This window comes from Polaromonas sp. P3_B4, from assembly GCF_056402835.1.
Genome location: NZ_JBFUGQ010000001.1, coordinates 1,382,577 through 1,396,202, shown reverse-complemented (window position 1 = coordinate 1,396,202; position 13,626 = coordinate 1,382,577). Strand labels below are relative to the sequence as shown.

At 59.4% G+C, this 13,626-nt stretch carries 12 protein-coding genes; 9 read left to right on the top strand and 3 right to left on the bottom strand.

Translation table 11 applies throughout. The annotated features are described in order from the left end of the window. Positions 1–14 precede the first annotated feature (14 nt). Positions 15–965 carry a CAF17-like 4Fe-4S cluster assembly/insertion protein YgfZ gene (gene ygfZ / locus AC1DVV_RS06695; RefSeq protein ID WP_457280891.1) on the bottom strand — a complete coding sequence of 317 codons (951 nt, stop codon included), beginning with the start codon at positions 963–965 and terminating at the stop codon, positions 15–17. 84 nt (positions 966–1,049) lie between these two features. On the opposite strand from ygfZ, the gene mltG reads away from it, so the two are divergent. From mltG to AC1DVV_RS06650, 9 genes are all read left to right on the top strand, one after another. After that, complete coding sequence (gene mltG, locus AC1DVV_RS06690; RefSeq protein WP_457280892.1) at positions 1,050–2,057, top strand: endolytic transglycosylase MltG; 1,008 nt, start codon at positions 1,050–1,052, stop codon at positions 2,055–2,057. Positions 2,058–2,204: 147 nt separating this feature from the next. Next, entirely contained in the window at positions 2,205–2,897 is a 693-nt protein-coding gene (tmk, locus tag AC1DVV_RS06685) for a dTMP kinase (protein WP_457280893.1), read from the top strand. Then, positions 2,894–4,012: a DNA polymerase III subunit delta' gene (locus tag AC1DVV_RS06680; protein ID WP_457280894.1), complete on the top strand. Its 1,119-nt coding sequence runs from the start codon at positions 2,894–2,896 to the stop codon at positions 4,010–4,012. Before tmk ends, AC1DVV_RS06680 begins: the two co-directional genes overlap by 4 nt. 66 nt (positions 4,013–4,078) lie before the next feature. Further along, positions 4,079–4,453, top strand: a complete 375-nt coding sequence (locus AC1DVV_RS06675; RefSeq protein WP_457280895.1) for a PilZ domain-containing protein — start codon at positions 4,079–4,081, stop codon at positions 4,451–4,453. Positions 4,454–4,571: 118 nt separating this feature from the next. Then, positions 4,572–5,369, top strand: coding sequence for a TatD family hydrolase (locus AC1DVV_RS06670; RefSeq protein WP_457280896.1), 798 nt, complete (start codon positions 4,572–4,574; stop codon positions 5,367–5,369). After that, positions 5,366–6,037 carry an ankyrin repeat domain-containing protein gene (locus AC1DVV_RS06665; RefSeq protein ID WP_457280897.1) on the top strand — a complete coding sequence of 224 codons (672 nt, stop codon included), beginning with the start codon at positions 5,366–5,368 and terminating at the stop codon, positions 6,035–6,037. Before AC1DVV_RS06670 ends, AC1DVV_RS06665 begins: the two co-directional genes overlap by 4 nt. 146 nt (positions 6,038–6,183) lie before the next feature. Then, a complete protein-coding gene (locus AC1DVV_RS06660) occupies positions 6,184–6,522 on the top strand; it encodes a hypothetical protein (protein WP_457280898.1) in 339 nt (112 codons plus the stop codon). Between the two features lie 381 nt (positions 6,523–6,903). Further along, complete coding sequence (locus AC1DVV_RS06655) at positions 6,904–7,338, top strand: hypothetical protein (protein ID WP_457280899.1); 435 nt, start codon at positions 6,904–6,906, stop codon at positions 7,336–7,338. 557 nt (positions 7,339–7,895) lie between these two features. Continuing rightward, positions 7,896–8,819 carry a hypothetical protein gene (locus AC1DVV_RS06650; RefSeq protein ID WP_477702048.1) on the top strand — a complete coding sequence of 308 codons (924 nt, stop codon included), beginning with the start codon at positions 7,896–7,898 and terminating at the stop codon, positions 8,817–8,819. 767 nt (positions 8,820–9,586) lie between these two features. On the opposite strand, the gene AC1DVV_RS06645 is transcribed toward AC1DVV_RS06650, so the two are convergent. Then, entirely contained in the window at positions 9,587–9,877 is a 291-nt protein-coding gene (locus tag AC1DVV_RS06645; protein WP_477702049.1) for a hypothetical protein, read from the bottom strand. A gap of 147 nt (positions 9,878–10,024) precedes the next feature. Beyond that, on the bottom strand, positions 10,025–13,567 hold the full coding sequence (locus AC1DVV_RS06640) for a CHAT domain-containing protein (RefSeq protein WP_477707172.1): 3,543 nt from the start codon (positions 13,565–13,567) through the stop codon (positions 10,025–10,027). Between the last annotated feature and the right edge of the window lie 59 nt (positions 13,568–13,626).

The window sequence follows — 13,626 nt, the reverse complement described above, 5'->3', positions numbered from 1 at the left end:
CCCAGTGCCGCGCATCAGATGTCTTCGAGCAGCGCGTAGGGCAGGGGAAGCAGGCTCAGGGACTCGCCCGTGGCGCTTCCCAGTGTCAACCGGCCATCTCCGGCATCGGCGGCGGCAGAGGTTTGCATCGATACGATGGCGTCAAAGCCGCCAGCAGGATTGGCAGCTGCCGCGGCGACCAGCCCGCAAGGCTGTCCTGCGTCCGAGGCGTGAAACACCTCCTGGCCCACGGTTGGTGTTCCGGCGGTATGGACAAGGTATGCGCGCCGTTTGAGCGTGCCGCGGAACTGGCTGCGCGCAACGATTTCCTGGCCCGGGTAGCAACCCTTTTTGAAGTTCACCCCTCCGACGGATTCGTAATTCAGCATTTGCGGCACAAAGGCCTCAAAGATGGGCTGCGTGATCATCGCGATACCGGACTGCACGTCCAGCCAATGCCACAAGGCGCTGTCGATGCGTGGGCCTTCGGGAGCGGGTGAAGCGGCAGGTGCGCACCAGATCGCACGCGGCTGGCCCGCGCCGGGCTGCAAAAACACCATATTTGCATCACAAAAATCGGCTTTTGACCATACAGGACGAGCGCCACCAGCTATCGAATCCATAGCAGATCCGGTGACGCCGTAGAGCGCAAATTCGGCGCTGGCATCGGTCAGTCTGGCCTTGGCACGCAGCACAAACATCGACAGGCGCTTGAGTGTGGCGGGCAGGATGTCGCGGCTGCACAGCAGCAGCGCGTCCTGGCCGGCATCGCTGCTGCGCTTGAACACCACAAAACTGGCCTGCATCCGGCCCTTGGCATTGCAGAAAGCCGCCAGGCGCGCTTCGCCGGCCCCCATCTGGGCCACGTCCTGGGTCAGCTGGCCCTGCAAAAACGTGACGGCATCTTCACCGGAGGCACGGATGACACCCAGGTGCGCAAGTTCGGTGATGCCGGAAATCAGGTGAGCGGCAGGAGGCAGGGTCATGGGGCGTTCACATTCGATGAGGAGATGGGCTGAATTATCATAGGCTCGAGGTTTTGTGTTCTGTACAGAAAAGGTAGCTGGGTTGTGCGTCGTGTCTTTACAAGTCTGTTGATACTGGTATTTGCCGGCACCCTGCTGTTGTTTGGCGCGGGTTTGTGGTGGCTGCACGAGCCGATTCCCCTGCGGCTGGCCCCCGGCAGCCAGGTCGTAGACCTTGAAATCGAGCCCGGCACGCCCGCCAGCGGCGTGGCCGAGGTCATCGTGGCCAGCGGCGCCGATGTCCCGGCCCTGTTGCTCCATGCCTGGTTTCGCTTTTCGGGCCAGGCCCGGCTCATCAAGGCCGGCAGCTACGAGCTGGTGCCCGGCACCACGCCGCAAAAGCTGCTCGCCATGCTGGTGCGCGGCGATCAAGCCCTCAAAAGCGTCACGCTGGTGGAAGGCTGGACCTTCAATCAGGTGCGCGCTGCGCTACAAAAAGCAGAGCAGCTTGCGCCCGACACGCTTGGCCTGGCGCCCGAAGTCATCATGCAAAAGCTGGGAAGGCCGGGTGTGCACCCCGAGGGCCGTTTTTTCCCCGACACCTACACCTACGCCAAGGGTTCCAGCGACCTGGCCGTGCTCAAGCGCGCGTCACGGGCCATGGACAAGCGGCTGGACGCTGCCTGGGCGCTGCGAAACCCCGACACACCGCTGAAAACCCCTGACGAGGCCCTGATCCTGGCCAGCATCGTCGAAAAGGAAACCGGCAAGCCGTCGGACCGCTCCCAGATCGGCGGCGTTTTCACCAACCGGCTGCGCCTGGGCATGCTGCTGCAGACCGACCCCACCGTGATTTACGGGCTCGGCGACAAGTTCGACGGCAACCTGCGAAAACGCGACCTGCTGACTGACACGCCCTACAACACCTACACCCGCGCCGGTCTGCCGCCCACCCCCATCGCCATGCCGGGCAAAGCTGCCTTGCTGGCCGCCGTGCAGCCGGCACCGACCAAGGCCATTTATTTTGTGGCGCGCGGCGACGGCACCAGCCATTTCAGCAGCAGCCTGGATGAGCACAACCGTGCGGTGAACAAATATATAAGAGGCCAGTAATAACTATGGCCCCACGCTTGTCGCTTCGCGTACTGCGCTGCCCCCCGAGGGGGCGCTGCGCCTGCGGCCCGGCAAAGCCGGTTCCGCGGCCCTGGCTTGCGTGTCACTTTCGCTCAGTTGGCGGCTTGGCGTTACGCGAATGACATCATGAGTAATAGACCTCTGAGCGGCCTTTTCATCAGCTTCGAAGGCATAGACGGTGCCGGCAAGTCCACGCACATTGCCGGGCTGGCCGATGCCTTCAAGGCCGAGGGCAGGGCGGTGACGCTGACACGAGAACCCGGGGGTACGCCGCTGGCCGAAAAACTGCGCGCCATGGTCCTCAATGACGCCATGGACCCGCTGACCGAAGCCTTGCTGATTTTTGCCGCACGGCGCGACCACCTGGTGAACGTGATTGCACCGGCGCTGCTGCGCGGTGACGTGGTGCTGTGCGACCGTTTCACCGACGCCACTTTTGCCTACCAGGGGGCAGGGCGCGGTTTTGACCTGAAGCTGCTCTCAACGCTGGAGCGTTGGGTTCAATCCGACGAAGGGCTGCTGGGCGACCCCGCCGGCAATTCACCCATGAAGCCCGAGGTGGAAACCGTGATCGAGCCGCATTTGACGGTATGGTTTGACCTGGCGCCTGAAGAAGCGGCCCGGCGGCTGACGGGCGCGCGACTGCCCGACAAATTCGAGGCGCAGCCGGTGGCATTTTTCCGCCGCGTGGCGCAAGGCTACGCGGACCGGCAGAAAAATCATCCGGAACGTTTCGCCCGCATTGACGCATCAAAAAGCCGCGATGAAGTCTGGCAGGCCGTGAAGCAGGTGTTTATTGCCAAAGGCTGGTTGTCATGAGCGTTCTGGATACTTTGCCGGCGACAGCCGGATCCAGCAACCCGCGCCTGGCGCCGTGGCTCCAGGCGCAACTTGAAAGCCTGCTGGCCCAGCGCGGCCATGCGTGGCTCCTGAGCGGACCTTCGGGTTTGGGGCAGTTTGAACTGGCGCTGGCACTGGCGCGGGCCTGGCTTTGCGAAGAAGCCACGCCGCAGGGGGCCTGCGGGCACTGCGGCAGTTGCCACGCGGTAGATGTACACACGCATGCGGACCTTTGCATGCTGATGCCCGAAACCCTGTCGCTGGCGCTCGGCTGGCCGCTCGACGAAAAGACGCAGGACGACCTGGACAGCAAGAAACGCAAGCCCAGCAAGGAAATCAAGGTCGATGCGGCGCGCGAAGCCGTGTCTTTCACCCAGTTCACACGGTCACGCGGCACCACCAAGGTGGTGCTGGTGTTCCCGGCCGAGCGCATGAACAACGTCACGGCCAATACCCTGCTAAAGACACTGGAAGAGCCTCCAGGCGCCGTCAAGTTCATCCTGGCCACCGAGGCCGCGCACCAGTTGCTGCCCACCATCCGGAGCCGGTGCCTGGGCCACACCATGGTCTGGCCGGACTTTGACCAGGCTCTGGGCTGGCTCCAGCAGGAAATCACGCTGGCAGGTGACAGCGCCGGTAGCACCAAAAAAGCCGTGGCAGCGCCAAAAGCCGCCGAATTGCAAACCTTGCTGGTGGCCGCGGGCGGACGACCCGCCGACGCGCTGAGCTGGGCGCAGAACAACCCGCCCGCGGAAGCTGCCCAACATTGGCAGGCCCTGCCCAAAGCCATGGCGCGCGGCGACGTGAGCGCGCTGTCGGACTGGGCGCCAGCGCAGGCTGTGGATGCATTGCAAAAGCTTTGCCACGATGTGCTGGCTGTGCGCATGGGTGCGGCGCCGCGGTTTTTTCACGCGGGCGACCTGCCAGCAGCCCTTCCCGCTGCGGCCGGCAAGACGGGTGGCGGGCTTTACGCCCTTGCAAGCTGGTCCAAAGAGCTGGCGGCCATTGCCCGCACGGTGGAACACCCCTACAACCCGGGCCTGATGCTTGAATCGCTGGTAAGCCGGGCCCGCACAGCGCTGAATGCGAAATAAACCCAAACCGTTTCTTTTATGCTGCAATTGCAGACGCCTTCGCAGGCAAACCGATAAACTAGCGCCATGAGCACACCACCGCCCGCCAGTTCGGCCGCCACCGCCCGCCCCAGCGTTGTCCAGCTGGCCATCAAGGAAAAAGCAGCGCTTTATGCCGCCTACATTCCCTTGTTCACGGAAGGCGGCGTTTTCATTCCGACTGCACGCGACTACAAGCTGGGCGACGACGTCTACGTCCTGCTGACGCTTCCCGAAGATACGCAGCGCTATCCGGTGGCCGGCAAAGTGGCCTGGGTCACACCCGCAAGGGCGGCCGGCAACCGCACGCAAGGCGTCGGCGTCCGGTTCCCGTCGGACGATAAATCCCGTCTCCTGAAGATCAAGATTGAAGAAATCCTCGGCGCCCACCTGGCGTCCGACCGCCCCACACAGACCATTTAGGCCCTGCTGGCCACGGCCGGCCACATCGGCAAGCGCCGTGGTTGCTATGGTATTTATAGCTGCTTGCGCAAGACCAATAAGGCTTGCAGCCTTTTTTGATACCTAACTTTGTACCGCGATGTTCACTGACTCCCATTGCCATTTGAGCTTTCCGGAGCTTCAGGCCCAATTGCCGCAAATCCGCCAGGCCATGCAGGCCGCCCAGGTTGACCGGGCGCTGTGCATCTGCACCACCCTGGAAGAGTTCGAAACTGTTCATGGATTGGCCACGGCCTACGACAATTTCTGGGCAACCGTCGGCGTGCATCCCGACAACGAAGATGTCCGAGAGCCCAGCCTGGACGACCTGCTGACACGCGCCAGCCTGCCCAAAGTGGTCGGCATTGGCGAGACCGGGCTCGACTATTACCGGCTGGGTGACCGGACCGTAGCGGACATGGAATGGCAGCGGGAGCGGTTTCGCGTGCACATCCGGGCAGCTCGCCAGACCGGCAAGCCCCTGGTGATTCATACCCGCAGTGCTTCCGACGACACCATCGCCTTGTTGAAGGAGGAGGGCGGTAGCGCTGGAGAAGCGGGCCGCGCCACTGGAGTTTTTCACTGCTTTACCGAAACCCAGGCGGTGGCTCGCGCTGCGCTTGACCTCGGGTTTTACATCTCTTTTTCCGGCATCCTGACCTTCAAGAATGCGGCGGATTTGCGGGAGGTGGCCCGATTTGTCCCCCTGGACCGCATGCTGATTGAGACCGACAGCCCCTACCTCGCGCCCATGCCGTACCGCGGGAAAACCAATAATCCTTCGTATGTTCCCCTGGTGGCCAAGCAGATCGCGGAGCTCACCCAACAACCCATCCAGGCCATTGCAGAGGCCACCAGCCGCAATTTCGAGCAGCTTTTCAGCGGGGTTAAAGCATGAAAAATAACCTCATAAATTACTTTAAGAAAGCAATTATTGCCGTTGTTTTTTATGGGATTTCTTCGGCAAATGCAGGGTCGTACGATGATTTTTTCATCGCCGTCAAGCGCGATGATCCCCGCACTATTCAGGCACTGCTGCAGCGGGGGTTTGATCCCAACACACCTGACCCAAAAGGCGAGCGTGGGCTCTTTCTCGCGCTGAAGGAGCCATCGCTCAGAGTAGCGCAGGTATTGGTTGACTGGCCCAAGACCGACGTCAACACCCTCAACGACAAGGGCGAAAGCGCGCTCATGCTGGCTGCCCTCAAGAACCATCAGGGCCTGGCTGAGAAGCTGGTCAAACAGGGCGCCGACGTCAACAAGACCGGCTGGACGCCGCTGCATTACGCCGCCAGCGGCGGGCACCTGGGCATCATCAGCCTGCTGCTGGAAAATAGCGCCTATATTGATGCCGAGTCTCCCAACGGCACCACGCCGCTGATGATGGCCGCCATGTATGGCACCACGGAAGCAGTGCGTCTTCTCCTGGAGGAGGGCGCCGACCCGCAACTCAAAAACCAGCTGGGTTTGACAGCCTTGCAGTTTGCCGAGCAAGGCAACCGGCCTGACGCCGCAGCAGCGATCGTTGCAGCCATTCGCGCAAAAAGGCCTGCCGGAACCTGGTGAGTCGACCTGCCTGACACCAGATTTGATCTCAAGAGAGGTAGGGGAAAGTTGTGGTCCGATGTGGCGGCGCCGTCCGACTTGACGCAACCCACATAAGACATATGCTTTAAGCCACGTCTCTGATCCGGAGCGTGCAGGAGAAACTCATGACCTCTTTGAAATGCGCAATGGCGCTGTCCTTAACGGCCTTGGCCGCGCCAGCCATGGCGTGCTACACCGTTTATAACCCCAGCAACCAGATCCTTTATTCCGGTGAGGCGCCGCCCATAGACATGAGCTACCAGATCCACGAAAAGCTGCCCGCCGTCTTTCCCAGTGGCCATCTGATTTTTGACACGAGCAACAATTGCCCATCGATAGACGTACGCCGTGCCGTACCGCAACTCACTAATGTCGCGCTTGTATCGGCCGCACCCGCTCCCAGGCAAGCACGTCAGATGACGCGCGCCCAGCGCGAACGCGCGCTCGATTCCCAGACGAAATGAGCACGAGCAGTACGCCGCTTTAGTTTGAAGCTGGCTACGCAGCGAACTGCTGAAAAACATCACCCATTGAGGCGTGCGGTGCGCTTCACTTCACAGGCCTCATGTGATCGGCGAGGCAAAGATACCTTTGCGGCACCTGCAATGTTCTACGATGTATAAAACGAGCCCGTTATGAAAACTCTGTCTCATAATCGCTGTTGAAATCACACCACGATCTTTGTGATGTTAAGCAAACCCTCCCCTAATTGGAGGGTTTTTTTATGCCCGAGCGATTCAGCCGATGAATAGTAATTCGAGGGAAGGCAGAAGAATCAAGTCTAATAGCTAAACAGCCGCCTATCGGCCCGATGCCGACATCGAAACTAGTCGTATTAATTATCAATGAAGCCCCTCAATTTCATCGCCTTTTGCCTCATGGCCTCGACGTTTAGTGTAGTTCTTGCCGCACCGTTCGACGGTACATGGACGATTGATCTGCGTTCTCCGGCAGAGAAGAGTTCGAAGGCTGAGTGCGGCATCGCGATGTTTGTGTTGAAGCAAGACGGAACACGCGTGACCGGCGACCATCAGATGGCTACCGTCGGCTGCGGCAGGCTGAATGAGGGCGGCGAGGATACTGTTGAAGGCACGGCACGCGGTAACAGCGCCGAACTCACCGTGACGAGTGGTAGAAACGGACAGATCGTGCGCGGTAGGGCAACCCGCATTGGAAACTCTCTGCGATGGAAAGTCACGGAAGAAGTGAAGCCTGGTGAACCTGAAGGCGATTCCGGGCTGATCTTGTGGCGAGGTACTCTTAAGCGAAACCGGCACTAACGCCTATTGGCCAGAAGCGGATATAGGACTAAAGATGAGGATCGGCCCCAGGCTCATGCATCGAATTGAGCCGCACCATGACGCGACGGACATCGAGACCCTGCGAAAGTTGCTACAGGGCGCCCCGGGCGTTGTACGAGTCCTATCGATGCAACCGCATCACAAGGGAGGCTTCAGCACGTCAATCGACTTAGATGAAAGCCTTCTCGATCAATTCATAACCCATGTAGATGAAGCGGGTTGGATGAGTGTGCTCTAACGGCATTGGCGTCCGCTTTGGGCCCGAGGCTGCCATCCGGCGACTCGCAAGAATTCCACGATATGTAAACCGAGCTCGTTATGAAAACTCTGTCTCATAATCGCTGTTGAAATCACACCACGATCTTTGTGATGTTAAGCAAACCCTCCCCTAATTGGAGGGTTTTTTTACGCCCGAATGAAGTGTCTCTCCGGGAAAAGAGGAAAAGGTCCGATCAAAGTTTAAGCTATTGTCAACCGGTCTAGTCATGACTGTGGCGTGTCACGATACATACAAACAAAACTTCACGGGAGGACGCATGCGCGATTACTGGTTAACCAAAGAACTGCTGCAAGTGGTCAGCATAGGATTTTGGTTGATAGCTTTGATTGGTGTTGGGTTAGCCCTGTCCTTGCCAAAGCAATGGTGGGGAAAGCTGCTGGCGGTGGCGTTTGTGGGCTGCTTGATTTCGATACCGCTGTACAAATCAAGGCAGGAGGGCCAACAGCAACAGGAGTTAGTAGATCTCCGCAAAGAGCGGCTTATTGCGGCAAAAGATTTGTTCGAAGAGCACTGCAGGACAGTTGGCGAGAAGGTCTACAAGACAGTCGAGAAAGTAGACGGTGTCGTATGGATGAAGTGGCGAACTGAGGCCATGCATCAGGGCCAATTTTCACTCAGCGATCCGTATGGAGCAGATTGCAGCATGGAGGGATGCATCCTGCGACTACTTCGAGGAGACAGGGTCGGGCAAGAATGGAACTCTAAAACGCTGCCTGATCTTTCATACAAATTCGTCGAAACAATTGACCCCGCGGACGGAATTCGTTACCGGTACACAGGGCAACTGAAAGCGATAGCGGATGTCCCCAAAGAGCAATGGGAACACCACGTCAAAAGTACTGGCTATGGCGCAGACTCGGCCGGTCGTTTTTTTGCGCTACAACGTCAACCCATCGATCAGTTCAGCGCTCGTTTTGGAATATCTTGGGACGATGTTTCGACTCCAGAGGACCGTGAATATTGGATTGCCGGCGGCGCTTTAACGGTCATGGATCTGAAGACCAATGAAGTGATTGCTAAACGCCTTGGATATTTGATTGATTTTCCGGGGCTTGGGGATACCGGCGGATTCAGGGACCCATGGGGATGGGCACAATCCAATGCACCGAAATGCCCTCAGCGAATTTCAACAGTAGACTTCGCCACGCGCGTTTTGATACCAACGCCAAGGCCTCTGTGACGTTTGGCTTCCACGGCCTGAGAGCGATCCTTCACAAAGATTCCACGATATGTATTATGTTAAATGATAAATACAGCCAATCAGAGTGGTATGGCTGACTGCTGAGAATCTGACCATCTTTAGCGCTGTAACGCTAGCCCGGAGCGCCTTAAAACTGCTCTCCGAGCAAATCTGGGTCAACCAGCCATCCATTTCAGCAACTCCTGGTCATCGTTGCCACCCCAACTTTGGGTGGTCAGAGCTACAGCCGCTTCCGCAACAACTGGCCAACATCACATACCGATGTTCAACAGCTGGCCAGAGTGCCTACCGAATTAAGGCCCCTTAAACGACAAAACCGGCTAGTCACCAGCCGGTTAGTCTTAGGTTGCCTCCACTGCTTACGTGGGCCGCGGTAGCTCTGGCCGACTGTAGTGAGTTTGACCATGCCCGGCGAAGCAACGTTAGCCACCTAGCGTTTTAAAACAACCTTCGACCGACTTATGGTCAACCGCTCTTCAGATTCGTCGAGTCCTGGTCACCGCTGCTTCTCAAATTGCAGATGGCCAATGTCACTGCCGCAACTTCAACGCATGGTCACCGCTACATGCCGATGTCCGACAGATGGTTAAGATCGCTGCCGAATCCGCAGTTGCTGCGCAAATTTTCGATGGCCAACGATCGTTCACTCACCATCACTACCAAATCTGCTCCCAAAAATGACAGAGCCGGCTTGTTACAGCCGGCTTTTTAAGCGGTGTCAAGTTATTGGCTGACGCTTATGAGATTTAGGGGATACGACCATGTCGAGCGATTTCCCTGGCCCCAGTTTCGGAGAAGCCGGAATTCACCAACTCAATCACTAGCTGGTCAGCCGTGGCGCCCTCAATAACTATTTCATCACCTTCGGAAATCACAGACGGAAATATTGTGGACCCTGGTTCATATGAGCCCCTGGTTGTTTCGGTTTTGTGTTGAGTAGTCTTTACCTTCAGTTCCTGAGAGTCTTCATACTGAAATAACTCAACAAAACGGCCATCAATGGGGCCTTTAAATCGGGGGGTCCAACCTTCAATCATCGCTGTCTCCTACTTGTAAATCTCTCTCTCAATCTAGGCAATACTGCCTCAGCCGGTTCGATATTGTCATCCTCCAAATAGAGGGTAAGTCGATGGCCTGGATGAATGATCTAGGGGCACTCAGCGTCGCGGAACTACGCGTATAGACTACTCGATGTTCAACGGTGCATCGGCCCCGGAAACTACATAGCCCGCCCAGTGTTCAGGGGCGCCGAACTCCGCGGAGGTACGCATTTTCCCCTGCGCAAAAGCCAGCGCCTGCGAAGGCGGTGTCCGGCGCGCAAGTGCGGAGTAGAAATGCCGCATGAACTCTATGCTGGCGACGTCGGAGACGCGCCAAAGCGAGGACACGACCGTCCTTGCCCCTGCCTGGTGCGCCGCAAGCGAAAGCCCTGTATTGAGGTATCCGAGTGCGCTGCCTGCCTGCCCTGCATCGCAGGCCGAGAACACCACCAGCTGCGTGTTCCGCAGGTTCAGCGACGAGAAGGTCAGGACGGACAGAACGCCCGTGGACCAGAAACCCGGCGAGTTATCGTTGGCGCCAGCCAGAGCGAGACGGGGCCCAGTGAGCGCCATGGCCAATCGCCCTATCCCGCCGGTCCTGCCGGCCACCAGGGACAATCGCTCGTCGATGAATGCATGCGTGGCCAGGTGGAGTACGGCGGGCTGCTGAACCGACAGCAGTGCGGCAACAGTGGCATTCGGCCCGTCGTAAAGTTGGAAATCACCGCCCAATGCGTCTCGGATGTGAGCAGCCTCCTTCTCACCGCCGGACAGAGGGCCGAGACTGGGGCGCTGCCCCACCCGGGGCATTCCGTAGTCCGGATTGGCGAACACCGATACCGTGCGTGCGGGCGTGTTCGTCGTCGCGGCGGCAGGAAGCCCCGCAGGCAGCATTCGGACCGCAGCTCGGTTGCCTGCGGCCCAGAACAGGTACGAGAAGGGCACGTTGGACACGCTGGTATCTGCGCGGATCGCGACCACGGGCATGTTACTCAGTCTCTGAAGGTGCATACCGAAAAGCCTCGAGTGCAGCTGTACGGCAAGTTCCGTCGACTTATTAGCTTCACCGGCCAAAATCGCGCGCCTGAGCGAACGTTCATCCGCGACCAGGGCATCCAACGGAGCGCCGAGGGTGGCTTCCTGCAGCTCACCGCCGCTCACGACAAATACTGACACTTGGCTCGCACGGTCATTCTGGGGCAGGCACCGCCCGGCCGCATCCTCGCTGGCCGCGAAAGCAACCAGTTCGACGAATGATGAACCAGGGATGGGCATCACATCAATCACGCTGCTCGCCGCAGTCCGCGGCGGTTGCATAGATGCCGTCAATGACAGGACCACGTCGGCCGCTTCCTTGGCGGTTCTGGCACTCATCAGGGCGCGCTCCTGCTGAAGTGCCGCCATCATGTCGATCAACGGTTCATTTGACGAACCGGCGCGCGCCCGTGATGCACGCGGCAAGGCCGTGAGCGACTGTGCCTGCTGCTGCATGAACGACCGATAGGCCAGGCGGGCGACGGCCATGTTAGAGGCTCGGGCTGCGGCGACCACAAGATCGGCAAGCAGGTCCGAGCCCCAGAGTAGTTCCCCCAAGCCCACCAGCCTTTCACCAACGGAGAAACCTTGGCCAATGCGCACCGGCAATTCGTCGGGCAGCATTGCTTGGGCATTGAACAGTGAAAGGCGCAAGGCATGGTCGCGATCACAACTCCCGTCCAAGGACAGGAAGGCCTCTCTCGCCAAGATCTTCACAACCGCCCGTTCTGGCGCGGCAAATGACTTCATCGCCGTGACTACCGGCCAGGACGGCAGCGGACCTATGGATGTTTGTGGCCCGACGTCCCCGGCGTAGTCGCGTAGGCTTTCAAGAAGGAGCTTTTTTGCCCCTTCCTTGTCCCCGGTCCGCGCCAGGATGTGTGCGGACGCAGCGGCAACCGCGAGCTGGCGGGTGACTCGCAGGGCCGGGGTCACCCGGACTCGCTGCAACTCGGCGACGGAGAGCCGCGCCGCTGAGTACGCGCCGGCGGCTGACTGAGAGGTTGCTAGCCAGTGCAGAACTGCCATTGTGTCGTGTGGCTCGCCGATCCGCGCGGTTTTCCACGTGGCAAGGGTCGCTTGGTACTTTGCAGCTGCTTCAGCGTGGTTCTCGTGGACAGTTTGCAGCCGACCCTGCTGGTACTGCAACAGGCCAAGCAGGCGACCTTCCTCGCCGGATATTGGGCGAAGTCGCACCTCGGCAGCTCTCAGGGTGGCATCGGCAAGGTCAAGGTTGAGCAAATGACGGTGCACCTCGGCCAAAGCCAGGGCGACGCGGCCGGTTCGGACCGGCTGCCCCCGGACCGATTCATGCTGCAGGAGCACATCGTAGACCAGCAACCTCTGCATTGGCATAAACGATTCGGCTCGCTTCAACACCTCCTCGAATACCGCCGGTGCCAGCGACTTCGCCCGGATTCTCCGGAGCAGCGGATCGGTGAACACGTCGCGTTGAGGCGAACTCTTCATTTCTGCCAATGCGACGATCGCCTTGGACTCCCGCAACCAACGCTCCTGCGACGCACGCTCATCGCCGTCTTGCACGGCCAGGCCTTCCATTCCACGAATGCCGCGCTTGGCTTCATCGATATGGCCGGACAGGACTTCTGAAGCGACCAGATCACGCAGCACTTCGCCCATCTCGTGCGCCGGCAAGCTGGTGGTTGGGCCCCAGGCCGCCAGGGTCCTAAGCAGAGGGAGAGCTTCAGGACGCTTGCCTAGCGCGGAAAGTTGACGCGCCGTGGCGCGCACGTTCTCGGCTACCTCGACGGCATCCTCTTGCGGTAGTTTTACCGCCATGGCGCGTGCGGCTGCTCTTGACGCCAACTTGAGAGCTTGCGCCGCCCCGTCTTTCAAGTGCTGCATCGATGAGACGTCTGCCACATCGTTGGGAATCGATATCGAGTAACCGAGGCCCTGCGTCTTGCCGGTCGCGACAAGCTCCTCAAACAACTTGTCGACACGCTCGAGCTCCGCGTGAGCGCCAACGTCCGGGCTGAGCACGAGTGACAGCCCACCTCGTGCAGTTGCATGTTGCAAGGACACATTCCCGAATTCATCGACCGCTGCGTCAATATGGCGCCGAGCCAAGGTGGGCAGCAGCACAGCGAGCTTCGCCCGCCGCGCGACATAATTCGCCGCGCGATATACCCGGTCGGTAGCCTCTCCATAGAGAGAGGCCGCTTGGCGCACTGTGGCGCCTGAAAATGCGGAGAACTTCGTCACGAGTGGTGCTCCGAATTCGGATGCCGCACCTTCGTCTCGACGCAGAACCAACAAAGTCTCGACCAACACAGCGGCCTCGAGCGCATCGCCCGCCCTCTTGGATTCCAAAATTGCTGCATCGAGGTATGCCGCATGCGCGCGCTGCAGCTCCGGATTCAGTCTCCGCTGCGCTTTGGACAAGCGGAGGTACAGGTAAATGCGGAGTGGCGCGGGCTGCAGCCGCACTACCTGGTCGATATCGATCCTTGCGAGCAGCTCGCGTAGCTTGTTTCCCCGCACCTTTTCGGCGGCATCCAGTGCGCCGAGAAGCGACCCGGCCTCAGGCGTTAAGCGAATGGGTTCTCCGGCCGCATGCACTGGCTCAACGAGCCCGCACGAGCAAAGGATAAGCGCACATGCCAGTGCAAAGACGCCTTTGAACACCATACCTGCCTCCAGCAAGAACAGCTGCAATGTAGCACCGCCCGTACTGAGGCAACCGGATC